A 19,540-nucleotide genomic window follows, 5' to 3' on the forward strand; every position below is an offset into this window, starting at 1 on the left:
TTCTATTCGGTCACCTGGCCGGGAACCACCGGCAGCAGCGAGTCACGGGTACCCGGATGGAACGCCCCCTGCACGCTCCCGTCCGGGGCCCGCCACGTCCGTGCCTCGTCCAGTGCGCGGAAGTCTCCGGTCAGCTCGCCGTCGGTCAGTGCGGTGACGCTGCCATCGGGGGCAATGTCCTGCACGGTGACTTCGAAGGCCGCCGCAGGCTTGTTGGAGACGGCGTACAGGGTCGCGCCGATCGGGCCCGCCAGCACCGTGGGTTCGGTGAACGCCGCGCTCGTGTAGGACGGATTCACCAGTACCGGAGGCAGACTGCCCTGCGGTGCGAACTTCGCACAGGGATCGTCGGCGCCGAAGAGACTGGCCAGCAATTGATATACCCCGGAGAAGTTGCGCGAGAACGACGCATTGCAGATCGTGCCGGTATCGAACGGGCTGAAGTTCAGCCGATCCGACCCGTCCGCATCCTGCGGCCGGTCGGACACCAGCTGCCCGTCCGCGCCGAGATACAGGTTCTGCGTGGGTACTTCGCGCACCGGATAGGTCGCGCTCTCGATGACATTGCCGTTCACGTCGATGGCGTGCAGCGGCGTCTTGGTCTCGTCGATCCCATTGTGATCGTTCTTGAGCCACCGATCGAACCAGGCCAGTTGGATCGCGTGCATATCGATGTCGTCGGTATTGCGCTGCACGCCCGGCTGGATGTGAAACCAAGGGCCGGTGAGCATTTGGACGCGGCCGGTAGAGGTCGCATCGGCCGGCATCGGCCCGGTGTGCGGCCGTCCGGCGAAGGCGTTCTGCAAACCGGCGAAGGTGCGCGGGGTGCCGTCCTGCAGCAGGTCGTACTGTCCGCCGATCAGATACGTCGGAATATCGTTGGCGGCAACCTGATCCAGCACATTGTCGATGGCCCGTGACTCCCAGTACGGGCTGTTGTACGCCTTGTCCCCGTCGACGAGCGCATTGAGCACCGACGGCCAGGTCCCGTCCGGCCGGAAGTGCGAGAGCAGGTGATCGACAAAGACGCTCATCATCTTGTCCGGCTCGCGGTACAGGCCGAGGATCGGATCGAGCTGCGGCAGTGCGGTAATCGGCAGCTCCAGCATGGAGGCGAGGAAGGAGATGTTGTAGTACCCGTCGTGCTCGAGCAGGTCCTGGAAGGCGTTATTGCCCGCCATGAGCGGGAACAGCGCCTTGACCGGCGAGCCCGGCTCCAGCACTCCGGCGGTGAGCAATTCGCTCATACCCAGGTAAGAAAGACCCCACAGCCCGATCTGCCCGGTGGAGTTCGGCAACCCGGCCGCCCACTGCACAACACGTTTCGAGTCCTCGCGTTCCTGCGGTTGCAGAATGCTCCACTGCCCGCCGGACGACCCGGTCCCTCGAATATCGGTGATGACGCTGATGTAGCCGCGCTTCACGAAATAGTCGCCGTATCCGGCGGCATCGGCGATCTGCCGGGCCACGGCCACCACACTGGGCAGCGCGCTATCGAGCGCCGGGCCGATGCCGTCGTAGGAGAGCAGCCGCATGAGACCGGCACTGTCCTTGCCGTAGGCGGTCTGGGTCATGACGATCGGAAACGGTCCCACGGCGGGCGCACCGGAGGCATCGGTCGGATACCGGACATCGGCCCGTAGCACCACGCCGTCGGCCACGGGAATCTCGACGTTCTTGGTCTCGCCGACACCGTAGGTCTCGGGCGCGGGATTCCAGCCGTCGGGTAATCCGGTGCGGGCGTTCGCCTTTGCGAATGTGGCACCGGGATCAGGGTCGGCGCTCGCGGGTGCTGCGGCCAGTGGCATCAGGGCGGAAGAGAGGAGCAGAACAGTGACGGCGAAATACTTTCCTGGCATCTTCATTGATGTGTTCTCTTCTTGTTCACTGGGTTTCGAGCTGACGGCGCAGCAGTTTGCCGGTATTCGTGCGGGGTAGCTCCAGCGCGAAGTCGACATCACGCGGCACCTTGAACCGCGCCAGATTGGCCCGCACATACGCCCGGACCCCCTCGGCATCCAGCAACGCACCCGGATGCCGCACCACGAATGCCGCCAGCCGCTGCCCGAATTCGGCATCGGGCACCGCGACGATCGCCGCCTCCGCGATCTCCGGGTGGGCGTACAGCAGCTCCTCGACCTCACCCGGAAAGACGTTCTCACCGCCGGAAACGATCATGTCGTCGTCGCGGCCGTCGATGAACAGTCGGCCACCCGCATCCCAGTGCCCGACATCGCCGGAGGAGAGCAGGCCGTCGATGCGGTTCTTGCCGCCGCCGCCGGCACCAGGGTTTGGTTGCGACGCAGCGGAATCCGCTCCAGGAAGGCCGCTGCCGCGAGTGGCGATCGCACCTCACGCGGCACCCCTTTCGGTGTCCCGGTGGTGCCGCCGGTCAGCAGCACGAACCCGCCCTGGGATGCCGGCGGCGGCAGTTCCGCACTGTCGTTCGCAGCGATCAGCTCATCAAGGCTCAGCGTTCCGCCACCGTCGTGCTGCGCCAGTACCCGGTGCATATCCGACCGCAAGACCTGCAGCAGCGGGGTAAATTCCTGGTCGTACACAGGGACATTCACCCCTTCGCGCGCCGCGACATCGGCCAGTTGCGGTGCGGCGAATCCGGTATTGAGCAGCACCAGCCGCGCACCGACCTTGCCGGCGGCGAGCATGGTGTCGACGAGTTCGCGACTGTCCTGGACCAGGGTGGCGACGTGCTGCCCGGACCGATCCCGCGCGCCACGAGTCCCCTGGCCAGCGCATTGCTGCGGAGGTCGAGGTCCCGATAGGTCAGTGCGCCGCGCTCGTCGATGACCGCCACCCGGTCCGGTTCCCGCCGGGCCGCGCTGTGCACCGGTCCGGAGAGTGCGCCATAGTGCCGGACCGCTCGTGCGGTGCGCACGGTGCGGGCCGGCGCGAGCAGATCGATCACTCCCGCGCGCTGGAGCACGCCTACCGAATGCAGATTGACCGCCGCTGCGCGAATCGCGCTACCGAGGGAGGGCATGAACACTCCGTCCAGAGAATCATTCTTTCAACTCGAACGAGATGAACTGAATACGACTGTAGGAGATTCGATCACATTGGGCAAGATTTCTTTTCAGATGATCGGCGGCGTACTGCCCAGCGAAAATCAACCAGCTGATTTCAGCGTGCGGACAGCCCATAATTCACGAGATAGGCGATCTCATCGCAGATTTCGTCGAGGGTGATCTCGGTGCCCGGATCGGTGGTCTGCACCAGCTCCTGGGCCAGTGAATTGACCGCACCGATAATCGCCAGCGCGAACAGGTCGAACCGGCGCTCGGATATCTCACCGCGCGCGGCCGACTGCTCGGCCTCGCGCGCCAGCATTCCGGAGATGAGCAGGCGCTTTTCCCGCCGCCAATCCTCCACCGCAGAACTGACTCCGATCACTTCGACATAGCAGACCTTCGCCGAGCGCCGGTCGTGACAGGTCACCTCGAGGTAGGCGCGCACGCACTCCGAGACCTGAACGGTCAGCGGCTGATCACGCACTTTCCCGAGCACTTCCAATGCCCGCTCGACCGCCCGCGAAGTGATCTGATCGACCAGTGCGATCAATAGTGCTTCGCGACTGCCCATTTCCTCGTAGAAGCTACGGGTCGAAATACCGCCTTCGGAACACAGTCGCTCGATGGGCGACGCCGCATAACCCTGGGTGCCGAATAATTCCAGCGCTGCCTCGAGCAGTCTTTCCCGTCGCTGCGCCGTCCGCTCCTCGCTGGACAGACCACCATAACTGCGACGAATGCTGGCGTCGTCCCGCTGTCGTGCCATTGGCTGATCCTACCTATTGCGCAGTCCGCTTCCGCTCTGCGCAATAGGTAGGTCACCGACCTAGCCGGTGCGCCCGATGGCCTGTCCGACCAGGACCTGGGCCAGCGGCGGCAAGATTTCCGAGAGTGCCTGCGCGAACTGCGGATCCGTCACGGTGGTCGTCGGGCTCGTGATCGAACAGCCCGCGGGAGCCGCTACCCCGTTGAGCCGATCCCGCAGCCAGTCGAAGGCCCCGGGCAGGTGGGTGAGTACGCCCGAGATGTGCTCGGCGGCGAATTCCCTTACATAGGTGACGCTGGGAGCGCCCTCCGCGCAGTACTTGTCGATGATCGCGTCGGTGCCGCCGATGGGGATCAACTCGTCGTTCTGCGCGTGATAGAAGTAGATCGGCACCGTCGGAGTGTGTTGTCCCAGCGTATTGTCCGCGATCGCCTCCCGAATCTCCGGCAGTTGCAATGGATCCGCGCCCTCGAAGGTGCCCAGGTAGTTGAGTCCGGGGAACACGATCGCGCCCTGCGGGTGGCACAGCACCTTTTTCGACGCCAGCACGAACTGCCCGAGCAGATCGACGCGTTCGGTCAGCACGCGCTGCATGTCCGGATATTCGGTCGCGATCCCGGTGAAGGCGGCCGAGATGAGGCCCGCGTAGACACCATTATTGTTGTGCCGCACCACGGTTGCGAAGTCGGCCGGGGCCACGCCGCCCGAGGCGGCACCGACGATATTCAACTCCGGCGCGTAGCTTTCCTTGATCTCCGGCACGAACGAGCTGGGAATGGTGCCGCCCGAATATCCCCAGAGCGCGGCCGGCGTGCCCGGGCCGCTCAGCTGCGCGGGTCCGAAATTCTCCGCGGCGCGAATGCCGTCGAGGGTGGCCTGCGCGTTCATTCGAGACGCGCCGTATGCCGAATTCGGCCCCTCATAATCCGGCAGTGCGACGGTCCAGCCCTGGCCGACGCCGGCGGCGATCGGGATGAGCGTCTCGGCCGCATTGACGTAATCGGCTGGAATAGCACCGGATTGGATGACATAGGACGGTGCGCAATACTGCGCCGCACTGTCCTCGGCAATCTGATAGGACAGCAGCTTGCGCCCGCCCTCGGGGGCATCCCCGCGCGGACGCAGAATCGTGGTGACCGTGGATATGGGCTCACCGTGACTGTTGGTCGTGCGGTAGAGCAGCTGCCACGCATCGATATTCAGCGGCAGCACGCCCAGGAACGCCGGATTGACCGAACGCACCCGCAGAATTTCGCCGGGCTGCGCTGCCGCGACGACGCCTGCCGCCGGTCGATAGAAATCATCCAATTCCGGCGGCAGCGTGAGCGCGGGCGCCGGTTCTATTCGAATATCGGCGGGCTGCACCTCCGGCGCCGCGGCCGACGAACCAAACCCGGTCCACGCTCCCGCTATCGCGATGACACCCACGACCAAGACGCGCCCACCTTTGCGCACGTTCATGATTCCGCCCTCCTACCCTTATTGGTAAGAGATCTTTTCAGATGGTCCGCAGACTGTCTACCCCGTCACATGCGGCATGAAAATTTGGCGGACGCGGCTGAGCCGGGGCCGATCAGACGGGAGTCATATCCGGTCGCTTCGGCACCACACCGTCACCGGAGGACTCCCCGCGCAGACGCCGTCCTACCCACGGCACCAGATATCGCGAGGTCCAACGCAGTTCATCGGTGAGCACGGCGGGCAGGCTGCGTTCGAGCGGCGGCAGCGGCTGACGCCAACCGGCATCCGATCCGGGCAGCGCGAGGGTGTCGGCGACCGCGCGGGCCACGAGCGTATGGCCGAGCGGACTCAGATGCAGCCGATCCTCCGCCCACGCGCGCGGATGCGCGGTGGCCGGGACCGGCTCGAAATCGATCAGCGTCACCCCGTGCCGGGCGGCGAGTGTCCGCAGGCGTTCGTTCAAGGCCCGCACCCGGCCCGAGAGCGGCCGCACCACGGGAGCGACACTGCCGATATCCGGGAAGGTGAAGGTGATGACCCGGGCCCCGACGCCGGTGAGTGCGGCGAACATCGCCTCGATATCGGCGAGCACCGCAGCCTGATCGAAGCGGGGCCGGATGACATCGTTCATACCCGCCACGACGGCGGCCAGGTCCGGGCGCAATGCCAGCGCGGGGCCGAGCTGTTCCGCCCGGATCTCCGCGGCCCGGCGGCCGCGCACGGCCAGATTGGCATAGCGCAGACCAGGACTCACGGTGGCGAGAGTGCCCGCCAGCCGGTCCGCCCAGCCGCGGTGCCCGCCATTACCGTCGGGATCACCGATCCCCTCGGTCTGACTGTCCCCCAGGGCGACGAAGCGGGTGAACAACGGTGCGGATGGCATTTTCGACTCCACGTTGACTCTCCTGCGAGGGCACGACAGAACCGAATGCTACGGCCAGATGGTCACCGCGGCAGTTCGACCGTAATGCCGGTTCGCTCACAGCGTTTCTCGCCCCACTCGTAGAGGGCGGTCAGCACCGGCACCAGACTCCAGCCCTCCTCGGTCAGGTCGTACTCGACCTGAGGCGGGACGGTGGCGAAGGCGGCGCGGCGCACCAGCCCCGCCGATTCCAGTTCGCGCAGCTGCTGGATCAGCATCTTCTCACTGGTGGTCGGCATCAGCCGGCGCAGCTCCCCATAGCGGCGCACCCCCTCCTTGAGGTGCGCCAGAATCACCGGCTTCCATTTGCCGCCGATCAGATCGACGGTCACCTCGACCGGGCAGTAATAGCGCTTCACGGGCATTCGAGCCTCCGGTACTTACCGAAAAGTGCGTTCTTGTAAGACTGTAATCATCAGGCTTCCATGGATTCTGGACTGCGGCGCACGGCCGCAGCACAATCCGCGGACACGGAGTTCACAGCCCATGAAGGTCATTACGTTCGACCGATTCAAGCCCGGCGTCACCCTCGAAACCATCACCCCGTTCCTACCCGAAGAAGTCGCCAATGTGTGGCGGCTCTGGAAGGCCGGCATTGTGCGCGAGAACTACGCGCGCGCCGACGAACCCGGTGTGGTGATCGTGTTCGAGGTGGACAGCGTCGCGGAGGCCAAGCGGTACATCGACGACTTCCCGCTCACCAAGAAGGGGTTCCTGGAGTGGACCTACGTTCCGGTCATGGCGCCGCTGCCGCTCGAGGCGCTGATGGATCCGGCCGTCGACGTCGCCGCACCCTACGACCGGACCAAGTGAGGCCGACGTGCAATACGCGTACGGCCTGACCATTCCGCAGACCGTCGAGGAGGCCTGCGATCCGGCGCGCCTGGCGCTGCTGATCTATGACATGCAGATCGGGATCGTCCGCCAGCTCCCCGACGGCGAGCGCATTACCGAGTCCTGCCGGCGGCTGCGAGATACCGCCCGGGAGAACGGTTTCCGGGTCTTCTACACCAGGCATATGTCGATTCCCGTAGCAGCGGCCGGTGTCTCACAACTGCGCACCGCCATGGAATGGCAGCACGTGGACAGTGTGAACGAAGTCCACGCCTCGTTCCCCCAGGGCTCACCGCAGTACCAGCTGGTACCCGAACTCACCCCCGGCCCGAACGAGATCGTCTTCGACAAGATCACCATGTCGGCGTTCACCGCCACTCCACTGGATATCGCCCTGCGCGACTTGGGAATCGACAGCTTCGCCATAGCGGGCATTGCCCTCGAGGTAGGCATCGAACCCACCGTCCGCCACGCCACCGATCTCGGCTATCTCCCCATCGTGGTCACCGACGCGTGCGGCAGCGGCCACCCTGAGGCGGCCGAACGCTCGTACGCCACACTGGCTTTCGCCGGTGGCTCCCGCACTACTGACACCGCCACCCTCACCAAATTGCTCGGCGGGGACGACCGCGAGTCAGGGGGTAACACGCGAAGCCGAGTGTCATAGCGGATATACGCCCAGACGGCCCGCGGTAGGGCCGTCCAGCGACTACCGGACATCTATCGGGACCGGCGACGCTGCCGTGCGGTGAGCAGGCCGGCGATCCAGCCGACCACGAACATCACCAGCAGCACCATCCACATGGGCGAGCGGATGGTGATCAGCAGGAATTCGATCGAGACCTTGGTGCGGTTCTCGGCGACGAAGACGACGGCCAGCACGGTCAGCGCCAGCGCCACCCACTGCATCGGCGAGACACGGGCGAGTACGGACGGCTTCTCGGGGCTGCTCATAATCACTCCTTGCGGGACGGTTCCGACCGGTCGGTTAACCTACCGCTACTATCCCCCGCACCCCGCGGAAAGCGGATCAGGCCGGGTCCAGCGCGCCGGAGTGGTAGCGCACCGCCGCATTCCAGAGGAAGAAACTGGGGATGCCCTGGGCCGCGGCCGCATCAACCTGCGCGCGCACCTGGGCATCGCCGTAATTCACGCCCAGGCTGAAATCCTGCAGCCACGGCACGACCTTGGCTCCGGTGCCCTGCACCTGGCGCTGAAAGTCCTGCAGACAGCGGAAGATGATGTCGTACGGCTGCGCATTGGGATTCGCCACATCGTATTCACCGGCGTTCCAGTGCGAGGGGTAGAGCATGGGCGCGACGTAGTCGAGATTGCGTGCCATCAGCGGAATATCCTGGGCGATCTCGTCCGGCCGCGTCGCGGCAATGCCGAAGACCGCCGCACTCTGGAAGGCGCCGGCAGCGCGGACCGGGTCGCGGCTCTCGTGCAGGAAGTCGGCGATCGAGACGCTCGGCGACACGTTCAGACCAGGAAAGACCATATTCGACAGCGGCCCGTCGGGGCGGCGAATGTAGTCGTACATGATGTCGTCGAACCCCAGCCGCGCCCCCTCGGCCGCGAGATCGATGTTGTACCGGCGCATTTCGGGGCTGGCGAAATTGGTGAAGGCGATCGATCCGTAGCCGCTGGAATACGGCTGACCCGAAGGGTTCTGGATGACCCAGTCCGGATGCCCGGAGTGCCAGGCGAACTCGGCCATGGTGCGATCACGGAAGGCGACGATCCGGCCCACCACCCGGATACCCATATCGTGCAGGGTCTTCAGCGCGGAACCGGCGTCGTAGATGCCCGCGGACGCCCCCGATTCCCGGGCGAGCGGTACCTGCGAGTCGTAGCCGACCACGCCGTCCTCGTCCTTGATATCGAGCTGGACGGTATCGATGCGCCCCTCCCGCGCCATATTCAGCACATCGTCGCGCATCGGTTCGTAGGCCCACGCGTACGCGGTGACGTGCACCGCCCGAATCCGCGGCACCTCGGCGCGGGTGGTGATGGGCTGCGTCATCGTCTTACCATCGGCATCCGTCGCGACCACCGCCGCGCCGGTCGGCAACTGCGGCAGGGTGACCTCGAACGTGCCGTCGGGGCCCGGCGTGATCGGCTGTCCGGCGACGGCAAGGCTCTTGGCACCGGTCGCCCTGCCGCGCAGCGTAATCGGCGCCCGATAGGACGACACCGTCTCCGGCTGAGTGAATTCCAGCGCGAGCGGCTGCGCCGCGGCGCGCGACGCCTCGGGCCCCGCGCGCAGGAAGCCGGCAATCCCACCGACAATGACCACCACCACTGCGACAACGACCAGCAGGCGCCATCGCCTGGCAGCCGGGACCCGCTTCAGCACCGCGTATACCAACTCTCGCTCGACTTTCCCCCACTATCCCGCCGCAGGTGCACCCACCGCGTGAGATTCTCGAGTATCGCCCGAAACGGATTGGCCGACAGTAGAGTTCGATAATGGCCAAGATCGCGGCCCTGCGGATCATCTGGGCGGCTCTCATGATCATCGCCGTCGCCTGCACAGCTCCGGAGCCCACGGTGTCCGCGGCGCGGGATGCCAGGACTACCGCCATCGCGCCGCCGATCACCACACCGCCGCCCGATCCGGCCGTCGTCGGTGCGAACGAACTCGGTCTGGTGCCGATCCTGATGTACCACCAGCTCTCCCCCGCACCGGCCGGTGAGTACGACCAGACGCCCGAGAAGTTCCGGGCGGAACTGGATCGGCTGCAACGCGAGAACTATCGGCCGATCACCTTGTCCCGGTACATCTCCGGCGCCATCGACCTCCCCGCCGGCACCCATCCCGTCGTACTCACCTTCGACGATTCGACCACCAGCCAACTCGCTTTCGCCGCCGACGGCAGCCCGGCGCCCGGCAGCGCCATCGGAATCCTGGAGACCTTCCGGACCCAGCACCCGGACTTCGCGCCCACCGCAACATTTTTCGTCAACAATGACCCGTTCGCAGACGAGGCACGGGCCCTCCCGTGGCTGACGGCGCACGGCTACGAGATCGGCGCGCACACCGCCACACACGCCAATCTCGCGCACCTGGACGGCACCGGCGTCCAGCGCGAACTGGTGCTGAACCTGCGTGCGATCACTACGGCGATACCAGGCGTGCCGGTCCGGACAATGGCGCTGCCACTCGGTGTTTTCCCCAGAGATCACGCCCTGGCCACCGCGGGCAACTGGGACGGCACTCCCTACACGTTCGACGCGGTTCTGCTGGTCGGCGCGGAACCCGCACCCTCCCCCTACGGCACGTTCGACCCCGCCGCCGTACCCCGCATCCGCTCGGGCCGCAGCCCGGTCCCCTTCGATTCGACCTACTGGCTCGATCGGCTCGACGAACATCCGGACCAGCGCTACACCTCCGACGGCGACCCGGCCCGAATCTCCTTCCCGCGGAACCTCTCCGGAGAGCTCACCGCCCGCTGGACGGCCGCCGCCGCGCCCTACTGAGCAGCGGCCACGGCCAGCTCCGGTGCCACCGTCTCGGTGTCGACCTGCGCCTTGCGGGCGAATCGCGGCGCGAGGAACGCGCAGACGATCAGCTGAATCTGGTGGAAGATCATGAGCGGCAGCACGATCAGCGCCGTCTGCTGACCGCCGAACAACACCGCCGCCATCGGGAGCCCGGACGCGAGGCTCTTCTTCGAACCGGCGAAGGTCACCACGATCCGGTCCGCCAGGGCGAAGCCGAGCAGTTTGCCGAGGCCGCCGGTAATGGTCAGCACGGCCGCCAGCAGGACGGCGCAGATCACCGCGACTTCGGCAATGCGCCAGGGCGGCACCGCCTGCCAGATGCCCTCCACCGTGCCCGCGCTGAAGGCGGTGTAGACGACCAGCAGGACCGAGCCGCGGTCGACGTTCTTGACCACCGGATGATGCCGCGCGAGCCACGGCCCCACGAGCGGGCGCAGCAATTGCCCCACCAGGAACGGCACCAGCAGCTGGGTCAGGATCGCGATGATCGCGCCCGCGCCGATATGCACCTCGCCGCTGGTGGTCATGAGCAGTACGACGAGCAGCGGGGTGAGCGCCACGCCGAGCACATTCGAGGCCGAGGCGCTGACCATGGCCGCCGCCACATTGCCGCGCGCGATGGAGGTGAAGGCGATGGAGCTCTGCACGGTGGAGGGCACCAGGCACAGGAACAGCACGCCGGTGCGCAGATCCGACGGCAGGAATCCGCGGCCCAGCAGCCACAGGCCGAAGCCGAGCAGCGGGAAGATCACGAAGGTCACGGTGAGCACCGTCAGATGCAGACGCCAGTGCCGCAGCCCGGCCCACGCCTCGGCGGGCGAGAGCCGGGTGCCGTAGAGCAGGAACAGCATCGCGATGGCGATCTTGGTGACCCAGCCCAGGACGTCGGCGGCCGAGCCGGAGGCGGGAAGTACCGCACCCAGGACCACCATGCTCAGCAGACCGAGAATGAACCCGTCGATATGGAACTTGCTCAGCACCTTCACAAGGCGCGACGCTACGGATCCGCACGGCATCACGGAACGCGATATGAGCTATATTCGCTATCACGTATCGCGATAGGCGGACCAGTCATGCTCGATCCCGTGCTGCTGCGCAGCTTCCTCGCCGTCGACCATTACCGCAGCTTCAGCCAGGCCGCCCGGCAGCTGGGCCTGCGACAGCCGACGGTCAGCGGGCATGTGAAGAAGCTCGAATCCGCGCTGGGCCGCGAACTGTTCGTCCGCGATACCCATTCGGTCACCCTCACCACCGACGGCGCGGCCCTGGTGCGCTTCGCCCGGACCATTGTCGACGCACACGACGAGGCGGTGCGCTTCTTCGACGGTGAGCAATTGAGCGGCCGGATCCGCTTCGGCGTCTCGGAAGACCTGGTCTCCCAGGCCCTGCCGTCCATCCTGCTGGAGTTCCGCCGCGCCTACCCGCAGGTGGATCTGGAACTGTCCATCGGGCTCAGCGACGAGGTGCACGCCGAACTGCGAGCCGACCGCCTCGATCTGGCCTTCGTCAAACGCCGGCCGGGCACCCGGCACGGCCAGCTCGTGTTCGAGGACCGTTTCGTCTGGGCGGGCCCCGCCGATGCCGTCCTCGACCTCACCCGGCCGGTGCCGATCGTCACCTATCCCCCGCCCGGCCTGTCCCGGGAGTCCGCCCTGGCCGCGCTGGAACACGCGGGCCTCGACTACCGGATCACCTGTACCACCAAGGGCCAGTTGGGACTTCGGGCCGCCGTACTGGCCGGACTCGGGTTCGTCGTGCACAGCGAAAGCCTGCTGCCCCCGGACCTGTACCCGGTTTCAGGGCTGCCCGAACCGCGCCCGTCCAGTATCGAGTTCATCCTCATCCACTCACCGCGCCGCACCCAGACCCCGCCCGAGCGGGCTCTCACCCGCGCCATTGTGGAGAACACCTACCGCCTCAAGCACGGCGACCGTCCCGGCTGGTGAGACCGCATAATCGAAGTTGCCTCGAGGCATACGATTTCGCTCCCATTCGCGCATCGGTTCCCCTAGCGTGATTCTCAGCCGCACTCGGGGCGGTCAGAGATCTATGCAGGAGTTATGGCCATGGGCAAATACAGTCGCGCGGAACTAGAACAGGCCCTCGAGCACTACGGCAGCGTGGTCGACGAGTGTTCGGCCTCCGGCGAATGGTCGGCCTTCGCCGATCTGTTCACCGAGGACGTGGAGTACATCGAACACGCCTACGGGATCATGCACGGCCGCGAAGTGGTGCGGCAGTGGATCATCAATGTGATGAAGCCGTTCCCGCACATGCGTTTTCCGCATCAGTGGATCGCCTTCGACGAAACCGATGACGCGATCGTGATCGGCATCCGGAATCTGCTCGATCACCCCACCGAACCGGGCGTGGAGTTCTGGTTCCCCAATGTCAGCCGCATCGTCTACGCGGGCGACGGCCTGTTCTCCTCGGAGGAGGACATCTACAACCCGGTGCGTGACGCGCCGCGCGTGGTCGGCGAATGGATCCAGGCCGGCGGCCAAATGCGCTGCGCGCCACAGGAAGAGATGAAGCACGTGGTCATGGGCGGCTCGTGAGCCGCTTGCCGAGGTAGCGGCCGGCGAATCTGCGCAGGATCTCACCCGGCACCGGGACCGATTCCCGATGGCCGAGCTCGGTGAGCGCATCGGCCTCCCACGGATCGAAATACCCTGAGTGCCGGTAGATCTCGATACGCACCGCGAGCCCGTCACCATCCAGCTCGGGATGGAACTGCGTCGCGTACACGTGCTCGCCGACCCGAATCATCTGCACCGGGCAGCTCGCCGAGCGCGCCAGCAGCACCGCGCCCGGAGGCGTGCCCTGGCAGGCCTCCTTGTGCCCGGCAAAGGCCCGGAAGGTCTGCGGCAGATCGTGCAGCAGCGGATCCTCGCGCGCCTGATCGGTCAATTCGATAGTTTGCGCGCCGGTCTTCTCCCCGTACCGCTCATCGCTGACCCGCCCGCCCAGCACATCCGCCAGAATGCTCAACCCGTAGCAGGCGCCCAGATACGGGAAGTCCCGCTCGACCACCTCGCTGAGCACCTTCCGCAGCTTGGGCTCGAACTTCCGCTGATACTCGTACTTGCGGTCCTCGGGGCTGCCGACATTGCTCGGCCCGCCGCCGACGATGACCGCCGAGAATTCATCGAGCTCGATATCGGGAAACTCCCGATCCATCTGCACCCGCAGCACCTCGGCGGCGTCCAGCCCGCCGATGCGCAGAATGGCCAGGTATTCGTCATCCGCGGCCGCCGTCTCGGGCCGCAACTGCAGGAGTAGGCACGGCTTCGGCATAACTCAGATTATGAATCCCGGCGACCCGGCAATTGCGCCTTATTCGCTGTTCGCACGTTGTTTGGCCGTTTCGTGGCGATAGCCGAGGAGATCCCCGTAGTAGCGGCGTGGCCGGATCCGCTGCGAAGGTTGCGGTGTTTACGCCAGGATGAGCGCATGGAACTGAAACGAGTTGCAGTTTTGTCGACCACGGTGGCGGCGGCCCTCGTCGCCAGCTCGGGAATCGCTGCGGCAGAGGCGGATTACGCCATCACCCCGAAGGAGGCGATGGCTCGCGCCTATATCGACGCCCTGGTATCGCACGATGCCGGCGCGGTGAAGTTCACGCCCGATGCGACGCGCGTCGAGGCGGGGCTGCAGACCGGTTACTCCGGACCGCAATTGACGGAGGATCTCAATCACGGCGTGCAGTATTCGGTGATCCAGGGCATCCACGATCTTCATATGTCGCAGTCCGGGGATGTGGTGACGACCCGCTATCTGCTCGACTCCGGCATCCTCGGGGTGCGGCTGGCAACGGTGGACATCACCGAAACCTTCGTCATTCCGGACGATTCGATCAAGACCATCGTCGCCACCATCGTGCCCGCATAGCCCGTATCGGCACTCGCGCACAGGACTACACTCGAGGCATGCCGGCGATGAGGACGATCGTGATCACCGGCGGCACCGATGGGATCGGCCGCTACCTCGCTCAGGCGTATGCCGAGCGCGGTGACCGGGTTGTGGTGATCGGCCGAAATGCCGAGAAGGGCAAGGCCTTTCTGGAGCGAGCAGGCGCACACGGGGTGTTCCTGCCCGCCGACCTCGGCTCACTCGCACAGAATCGGGCCGTCCTGGACGAGTTGCGGTCGAGCTTTCCGGTGATCGACGCACTGGTGTTGTGCGCCAGATTCTTTCGCTCCGACCGCGCCGAGACCGAGGACGGCATCGAGGCGACCTTCGCGCACTTCTATCTCAGCCGCTTCCTGTTCGGCCATGAACTCCACGACAATTTGGAGCGCGCCGCCCGGCCGGTCATCGTCAATGTGGCGGGCCCGGGCGGCGATCTCTCCGCGGTGTCCTGGAACGATATTCAGCTCACCCAGCACTACACCGGCGGCGGCGCCCTCGGCCAGGGCGGCAAGCTCAACGATCTGCTCGGCGTCGCCTTCGTGCAGCAGTATCCCACCGGCAAGACCCGCTATGTGCTGGTCCACCCCGGCGTCACCGCCACCGCGCAGACCGGCGACTACGACCGCGCCACCCAGCTGATGGTGGAGAACCTGCGGCGCTACGGCAAACCCATTCCGGTCGCCGCCGCCCCCATCTTCGAACTGGTCGACAATCCACCCGCCGATCCGCTGACCGCTGTCATCGAGGGCAGGCGAATCAATGTGACCGGCCGGGCTTTCGACCCCGCGGCAGCCCGCACTCTCGACGCGCTCACCCGCGAATTCATCGCCCCTCGGCCCTGACCGTTCACACGGGGAAGATCGCCAGGTGGATCAGGCCGCCGACCACACCGAGGGCAGCGCCGTGGACGAACAGCAGCCATTCGTCCTGTCGGGTGGCCGAGCGCAGCAGGTCGACAAAATCGCGGCGGTCCAGCGTGCGCATCTGCGTAGCCACGAAGTCGCGAATGCGGACGGTTTGCGTGGACAGGAAGCTGGGGTCGGCGAATGCCACCTTGGCCAGACTCATGAGCTCCGGGGCCGCATCGGATTTGATCTGGTCGTAGCCGGAGCGGCCCAGCGAGAAGCGCACCGCCGGCTTGGCCTGCCCCGCCGCCTTGTCGATGGAGGCCCCGAGCACCGATTCGAGCATGGCCGCGGTGCGATCCGAGCGCGGTCCGGTGAGCAGTTCGCGGGCCAGATTGCGCGGCGTCATCACCTCACCGGCAATGATTTCGGCATAGCCGTCCGCGATCTCATTGCGGCGCTTGAGGAGTAGCCCCTGCCGCCACGGCACCCACCACTTCGGGTGCAGCGGTTCGTAGATCATGGTGATGCCGACCCAGTTCACGACATAGCCGATGATCACGCCGCCCAGCGGCAGGATCCACCAGTACGGCCAGTTGTAGAGGATCGCGACGAGCACGAAGCCCATCGGATAGCCGAAGTAGAAGCCGAAATTCTGCATGAATCGCAGTTCGGAGGCGGCGATCTCGCGGAAGATGCGGTTGATCAGCCGGGGATGCTCGGTAAGGTGGCGGATCGTCATCCACTTGGGGTCGATCAGCTCCTCGATATGTTCGCCGATCGTGGTGGTGATGGTGTGCGCGCTCTCGGGGAGTTGATCCGCGACACGGCGATATACCAGCTCCTGCGCGGGTTCGGGCAGGTTGAACCACAATTGCGGATTTCGCCGCTCCATCACCCGAGCCACCATGGCCGGAATCTGCGGCCGGGTCAGCTGTACCAGCTGATCGGCAATGCTGTCCGGATCCAGCTCCCGATAGAAGTCGGACATATTGCCGAGCTTGGACAAGCCTTTGTCGACGGCAATGCTGGCCATTTTCTCGGCCCGCGACGGCACAATCCCCTGCCAGCCGATCCGCCCGTCGTGCGACAGCAGCGGCAGCACCTGAATCCGGCGCGGCAGATACGGAAACACCCACTTCAGCCCCGGCAGCCGGAACCCGTGAAACTTGATGGGCTCGAACAACATCAGAATGCCGGTCCAGTTGGTGATGTACCCGATAACGCCGGTGAACAGCGGAATGGAGATCAACTCGAGCACTAGTCGACGATCCACGCACGGCCTTTCGGATCAGCGGCCTGCCGGACCGGAGACTCTCTTTGCAAGATTACGTGCATGATCGCCGCCATATACGCATTCCGGCACACCACACGCCCGACCGCTACCGTGATCGTATGGCTGAATCCACCGGTGCCGTCCTTTCCGAGCCGCCTGCCCTACCCGGAGTCCGACGGTCGTTCGTCGAAGCGCGAGGCGTCCGATTCCACGTGACCGAGAGCGGCGACCCCGACGGACGGCCGGTCCTGCTGCTGCACGGATGGCCGCAACACCACTACGCGTACCGCGATCTACTGGCGGATCCGCCTGCGGGCCTGCGCATCATCGCGCCCGACCTGCCCGGCTACGGCTGGTCCGGTCCCCCGCCGCACCGCTGGGCCAAGGAGGACGTGGCCTCGGATCTGTTCGCGCTGCTCGACGAGCTGGGTATCGAACGAGTGCTCCTCGGCGGCCACGACTGGGGCGCGTTCATCGGATACCGCATGGTGCTGCGCGAGCCGGACCGATTCTCCGGATACCTCGCGATGAATATGGCGCACCCCTGGGTACCGACCCGGGTCGTCTCCCGGCAGCTGTGGCGGTTCCTGACCTACCAGCCCCTGATCGCCATCGCCGGTGTCCCCGTACAGCAGCGAACCGGCTTCCTGGAATGGCTGATCCGCTCCGCCATGACCGATCGCAACGCCGTAAGCCCGGAGGTAGTCCAGATCTTCGCCGACCGCTTCCGCGATCCGGTGTGCGCCCGAGCGGCAACCGACACCTACCGGACGTTCTGGTTGAAAGAGATCCCCGCTACTGCGCGCAACCCCGAGCGCCGCCGCGCAACAGTCCCGATCCGAGCCCTCTTCGGAATCAACGATGCGGCCGTTCACTTTTCACTCGCCGACCCCGCCACCGCACGATCCGACGACTACACCTTCGAAGGCGTCACCGGCTGCGGCCACTTCATCGTCGACGAACGCCCAGAGCTGGTGCGAGCACGGCTGATCGACCTCGCCGCGAGCACCAAGTAGGCGGCAATCGCGGTCACCGGCAGGACCACACGGGCCCAGTTGTCACCGATCGAACGGTAACGCGCTGTGCCGTTACGGATCTCGATGAAGCCCAGCGGCCGTACGTCGACACCTCCGCCGACGCCGCCCGGCGCACCAGCGAATCCGACGGCTGCCCGGGCGACAGGGATGACGGTTGTGCCGTCGGCTGTGACTGGAGCGCCGAAAACGGCTGTTGCGGAGGCGTTTTCACCGATCAAGGCCGCGAGTTGTTCTTGCGACGGCTGCATGGCTGTGGCCCTCCGTAGGTGTTGAGGTGTTCGGGATCGAGGCTAGCAAAGAACAAAAAGACAAGGACGCCTGGACGAGAAGAAGAGAAAACGAAAAAGAACAAAACGGGAATCTGAATATCCTTATATCACAACACAATTCGCCTTTCCGGGCCTATTCTGTGGCGGTAGAATAGAGGTATGAATTCGGGGGGAGAAACCGTAAACGCCGATAGTGCGCACGCACTGTCGGTGGCGGTCGATGACCTCCTGAACGCGTCGCTGGTTCCGTTGCAGGATGATGAATTCATCGCGGTGATGCGGGAAGTGGAAACGTGTAAGCGCAAGCTCGAGGCCGTGCAAACCCGGTTCGTCGTGGAAACCACCACCCGTGGTCTGGCCCAGCGTGGCGGGGTCGCCACCCCGAAAGTGTTTCTGCGCCAAACCCTGGGCATCTCCCGCGCCGACGCCGCGTCCCGGGTGAACATCGCCGTCGAAACCGGGCCGCGCATCGTCTCCGGCGTCGAACTCGAACCCACCCTCGCCCACGTCGCCCGAGCCCACCGTGAGGGGGTGATCGGGGTCGATCACGTGCGGCGGATCATGACGGTCATGAACCGCCTGCCCGGTTGTCTCGACGCCGATGTGCGTGAAGCCACGGAGTTGCAATTGACCGAGTTCGCCCCCACCGGGTACCCCGAAGGGTTGCCGGTCATGGGGGAAGTGCTGCTCGCGGGTCTGGATCCGGACGGCACGTTGAGCACCGATGCCGATCGTGAGCGGATGCGCGGGCTGACCCTGGGTGCCGAACGTGCGGATGGGATGTCTCCGTTCGTGGGTGAGATCAACCGGAAGCTGCGCTCGGTCCTGGAGCCGATGTTCGCGAAGCTGGCCCGCCCGGGCATGTGCAATGCGAAGGACCCGGAAAGTCCGTGGGTCGCTGATCACAAGCTCACCGCTCAGGAGTTGGCGGTGTGTGCCGAACGTGACACCCGTACTCCGGCGCAGCGTAATCATGATGCGTTGCTGGCGTTTTTGCGTCCGGAGTTCGGTGGTGTGAAGAAGCTCGGTAAGCATCGTGGCTTGCCGGTGTCGGCGATCGTCACCATGGGTTTGGCTGATCTGGAAGCGCGGGCGGGTGTAGCGACGACGGCGTCGGGTGGGATCGTGTCGATCCCGGAAGCTCTCGAGTTGGCGGCGAAGTCCAGCAAGTATCTCGCGGTGCTGAATCCGGTGGGGTTGCCGTTGTATCTGGGTCGTGGCGACCGCCGGGCCGACCTCGAGCTCGCCGCGCGCGCATCCGGCACCGAGTGTGACTCCCAGTCCGCGCTTCCCGGCGACGAGGCTCGCCCCGCCAGCTCCGAGCACGGGCCCGGTCCTGCCGGTTCCGGCCGCGAGGTTCGCTCATCCGAAACCGCGCGCAACTCCCGGTCGGCGAACCTCGGCTACGGCCCGCGACCCGCCCGCCTCGTCTACGGTCCGCGTTCGGCTGATCCCGATCAGGGTCCCCGACGGGCCGGTCCCGACTGCGACCTGCGCTCATCCAGCACCGAATCCGACACCGGCGCAGCGATCCCCAGCGGCGACGCCTGCCCCGACGGTCCCGAACACGGTCCGGGTTCAGCCAGCTCCGAGCATGGTCCGGGTTCGGTCAGCTCCGACCAGGAACCCCGGTTGGCCAGTCCCGCACAACGACTGGCACTCATCGCCTCGGAGAAGGGCTG

Annotated in this window: 19 protein-coding genes and 2 pseudogenes; 9 read left to right on the plus strand and 12 right to left on the minus strand. The window is 65.7% G+C overall.

Features of this window, described 5'->3' with window-relative positions; genetic code table 11:
- Window positions 1-2 precede the first annotated feature (2 nt).
- From JWN03_RS10365 to JWN03_RS10390, 7 genes and pseudogenes are all read right to left on the minus strand, one after another.
- Window positions 3-1,865: a CocE/NonD family hydrolase gene (locus JWN03_RS10365; RefSeq protein WP_297613221.1), complete on the minus strand. Its 1,863-nt coding sequence runs from the start codon at window positions 1,863-1,865 to the stop codon at window positions 3-5.
- Window positions 1,866-1,884: 19 nt separating this feature from the next.
- Window positions 1,885-2,277, minus strand: a pseudogene (locus tag JWN03_RS45790) (AMP-binding enzyme); the annotation flags it as partial.
- Window positions 2,175-3,001: pseudogene (locus tag JWN03_RS10370) on the minus strand (AMP-binding protein). The pseudogenes JWN03_RS45790 and JWN03_RS10370, both read right to left, overlap by 103 nt.
- Window positions 3,002-3,141: 140 nt before the next feature.
- Entirely contained in the window at window positions 3,142-3,795 is a 654-nt protein-coding gene (locus JWN03_RS10375) for a TetR/AcrR family transcriptional regulator (RefSeq protein WP_297613224.1), read from the minus strand.
- 60 nt (window positions 3,796-3,855) lie between these two features.
- On the minus strand, window positions 3,856-5,256 hold the full coding sequence (locus tag JWN03_RS10380; protein ID WP_297613227.1) for a lipase family protein: 1,401 nt from the start codon (window positions 5,254-5,256) through the stop codon (window positions 3,856-3,858).
- 112 nt (window positions 5,257-5,368) lie between these two features.
- Complete coding sequence (locus JWN03_RS10385) at window positions 5,369-6,139, minus strand: SGNH/GDSL hydrolase family protein (protein ID WP_297613230.1); 771 nt, start codon at window positions 6,137-6,139, stop codon at window positions 5,369-5,371.
- Window positions 6,140-6,201: 62 nt separating this feature from the next.
- Entirely contained in the window at window positions 6,202-6,543 is a 342-nt protein-coding gene (locus JWN03_RS10390) for a winged helix-turn-helix transcriptional regulator (RefSeq protein ID WP_297613233.1), read from the minus strand.
- A 121-nt stretch (window positions 6,544-6,664) separates the two neighbouring features.
- On the opposite strand from JWN03_RS10390, the gene JWN03_RS10395 reads away from it, so the two are divergent.
- Together JWN03_RS10395 and JWN03_RS10400 are read left to right on the plus strand one after the other, a co-directional pair.
- Window positions 6,665-6,991, plus strand: coding sequence for a hypothetical protein (locus tag JWN03_RS10395; RefSeq protein ID WP_297613236.1), 327 nt, complete (start codon window positions 6,665-6,667; stop codon window positions 6,989-6,991).
- Between the two features lie 7 nt (window positions 6,992-6,998).
- On the plus strand, window positions 6,999-7,679 hold the full coding sequence (locus tag JWN03_RS10400) for a cysteine hydrolase family protein (RefSeq protein ID WP_297613239.1): 681 nt from the start codon (window positions 6,999-7,001) through the stop codon (window positions 7,677-7,679).
- Window positions 7,680-7,732: 53 nt separating this feature from the next.
- Here JWN03_RS10400 and JWN03_RS10405 read toward each other — a convergent pair whose 3' ends face one another.
- Together JWN03_RS10405 and JWN03_RS10410 are read right to left on the minus strand one after the other, a co-directional pair.
- Window positions 7,733-7,966 carry a hypothetical protein gene (locus JWN03_RS10405; RefSeq protein WP_297613242.1) on the minus strand — a complete coding sequence of 78 codons (234 nt, stop codon included), beginning with the start codon at window positions 7,964-7,966 and terminating at the stop codon, window positions 7,733-7,735.
- 76 nt (window positions 7,967-8,042) lie between these two features.
- On the minus strand, window positions 8,043-9,371 hold the full coding sequence (locus JWN03_RS10410; RefSeq protein ID WP_297613245.1) for a putative glycoside hydrolase: 1,329 nt from the start codon (window positions 9,369-9,371) through the stop codon (window positions 8,043-8,045).
- Between the two features lie 113 nt (window positions 9,372-9,484).
- Between JWN03_RS10410 and JWN03_RS10415 the strand changes: the two genes are divergently transcribed.
- Window positions 9,485-10,495, plus strand: coding sequence for a polysaccharide deacetylase family protein (locus JWN03_RS10415; protein ID WP_297613248.1), 1,011 nt, complete (start codon window positions 9,485-9,487; stop codon window positions 10,493-10,495).
- On the opposite strand, the gene JWN03_RS10420 is transcribed toward JWN03_RS10415, so the two are convergent.
- Window positions 10,489-11,505 (minus strand): bile acid:sodium symporter family protein, encoded by a 1,017-nt coding sequence (locus tag JWN03_RS10420; protein ID WP_297613251.1) that lies wholly within the window; start codon window positions 11,503-11,505, stop codon window positions 10,489-10,491. The two genes, JWN03_RS10415 and JWN03_RS10420, sit on opposite strands and share 7 nt — an antisense overlap.
- Before the next feature lie 87 nt (window positions 11,506-11,592).
- On the opposite strand from JWN03_RS10420, the gene JWN03_RS10425 reads away from it, so the two are divergent.
- A complete protein-coding gene (locus JWN03_RS10425; protein WP_297613253.1) occupies window positions 11,593-12,465 on the plus strand; it encodes a LysR family transcriptional regulator in 873 nt (290 codons plus the stop codon).
- 120 nt (window positions 12,466-12,585) lie between these two features.
- A complete protein-coding gene (locus JWN03_RS10430; protein WP_297613256.1) occupies window positions 12,586-13,077 on the plus strand; it encodes a nuclear transport factor 2 family protein in 492 nt (163 codons plus the stop codon).
- Here the strand turns inward: JWN03_RS10430 and JWN03_RS10435 are convergent.
- Window positions 13,061-13,816: a glutamine amidotransferase gene (locus JWN03_RS10435; protein WP_297613259.1), complete on the minus strand. Its 756-nt coding sequence runs from the start codon at window positions 13,814-13,816 to the stop codon at window positions 13,061-13,063. The genes JWN03_RS10430 and JWN03_RS10435 overlap by 17 nt on opposite strands.
- Before the next feature lie 156 nt (window positions 13,817-13,972).
- Here JWN03_RS10435 and JWN03_RS10440 point away from each other — a divergent pair, with 156 nt between their 5' ends.
- Both JWN03_RS10440 and JWN03_RS10445 read left to right on the plus strand, forming a co-directional pair.
- Complete coding sequence (locus JWN03_RS10440; protein ID WP_297613263.1) at window positions 13,973-14,410, plus strand: hypothetical protein; 438 nt, start codon at window positions 13,973-13,975, stop codon at window positions 14,408-14,410.
- A gap of 38 nt (window positions 14,411-14,448) precedes the next feature.
- Entirely contained in the window at window positions 14,449-15,273 is an 825-nt protein-coding gene (locus JWN03_RS10445) for an SDR family NAD(P)-dependent oxidoreductase (RefSeq protein ID WP_297613266.1), read from the plus strand.
- 4 nt (window positions 15,274-15,277) lie between these two features.
- Here the strand turns inward: JWN03_RS10445 and JWN03_RS10450 are convergent, their stop codons facing one another.
- Entirely contained in the window at window positions 15,278-16,537 is a 1,260-nt protein-coding gene (locus JWN03_RS10450; RefSeq protein ID WP_297613268.1) for a DUF445 family protein, read from the minus strand.
- A gap of 134 nt (window positions 16,538-16,671) precedes the next feature.
- Here JWN03_RS10450 and JWN03_RS10455 point away from each other — a divergent pair, with 134 nt between their 5' ends.
- On the plus strand, window positions 16,672-17,568 hold the full coding sequence (locus JWN03_RS10455) for an alpha/beta fold hydrolase (RefSeq protein WP_297613271.1): 897 nt from the start codon (window positions 16,672-16,674) through the stop codon (window positions 17,566-17,568).
- 449 nt (window positions 17,569-18,017) lie between these two features.
- On the plus strand, window positions 18,018-19,540 hold a 1,523-nt coding region (locus JWN03_RS10460; RefSeq protein ID WP_297613273.1), incomplete at its 3' end, for a DUF222 domain-containing protein.

The organism is Nocardia sp. (assembly GCF_025465275.1).
Taxonomy (GTDB): domain Bacteria; phylum Actinomycetota; class Actinomycetes; order Mycobacteriales; family Mycobacteriaceae; genus Nocardia.

Bases quoted from the DNA above. Each gene is read 5' to 3' on its own strand.
- JWN03_RS10415 (WP_297613248.1), top strand. From the start codon at position 9,485: ATGGCCAAGATCGCGGCCCTGCGGATCATCTGGGCGGCTCTCATGATC.
- JWN03_RS10425 (WP_297613253.1), top strand. From the start codon at position 11,593: ATGCTCGATCCCGTGCTGCTGCGCAGCTTCCTCGCCGTCGACCATTAC.
- JWN03_RS10455 (WP_297613271.1), top strand. From the start codon at position 16,672: ATGGCTGAATCCACCGGTGCCGTCCTTTCCGAGCCGCCTGCCCTACCC.
- JWN03_RS10390 (WP_297613233.1), bottom strand. From the start codon at position 6,543: ATGCCCGTGAAGCGCTATTACTGCCCGGTCGAGGTGACCGTCGATCTG.
- JWN03_RS10405 (WP_297613242.1), bottom strand. From the start codon at position 7,966: ATGAGCAGCCCCGAGAAGCCGTCCGTACTCGCCCGTGTCTCGCCGATG.
- JWN03_RS10395 (WP_297613236.1), top strand. From the start codon at position 6,665: ATGAAGGTCATTACGTTCGACCGATTCAAGCCCGGCGTCACCCTCGAA.
- JWN03_RS10445 (WP_297613266.1), top strand. From the start codon at position 14,449: ATGCCGGCGATGAGGACGATCGTGATCACCGGCGGCACCGATGGGATC.
- JWN03_RS10440 (WP_297613263.1), top strand. From the start codon at position 13,973: ATGGAACTGAAACGAGTTGCAGTTTTGTCGACCACGGTGGCGGCGGCC.
- JWN03_RS10380 (WP_297613227.1), bottom strand. From the start codon at position 5,256: ATGAACGTGCGCAAAGGTGGGCGCGTCTTGGTCGTGGGTGTCATCGCG.
- JWN03_RS10375 (WP_297613224.1), bottom strand. From the start codon at position 3,795: ATGGCACGACAGCGGGACGACGCCAGCATTCGTCGCAGTTATGGTGGT.
- JWN03_RS10365 (WP_297613221.1), bottom strand. From the start codon at position 1,865: ATGAAGATGCCAGGAAAGTATTTCGCCGTCACTGTTCTGCTCCTCTCT.
- JWN03_RS10435 (WP_297613259.1), bottom strand. From the start codon at position 13,816: ATGCCGAAGCCGTGCCTACTCCTGCAGTTGCGGCCCGAGACGGCGGCC.
- JWN03_RS10385 (WP_297613230.1), bottom strand. From the start codon at position 6,139: ATGCCATCCGCACCGTTGTTCACCCGCTTCGTCGCCCTGGGGGACAGT.
- JWN03_RS10430 (WP_297613256.1), top strand. From the start codon at position 12,586: ATGGGCAAATACAGTCGCGCGGAACTAGAACAGGCCCTCGAGCACTAC.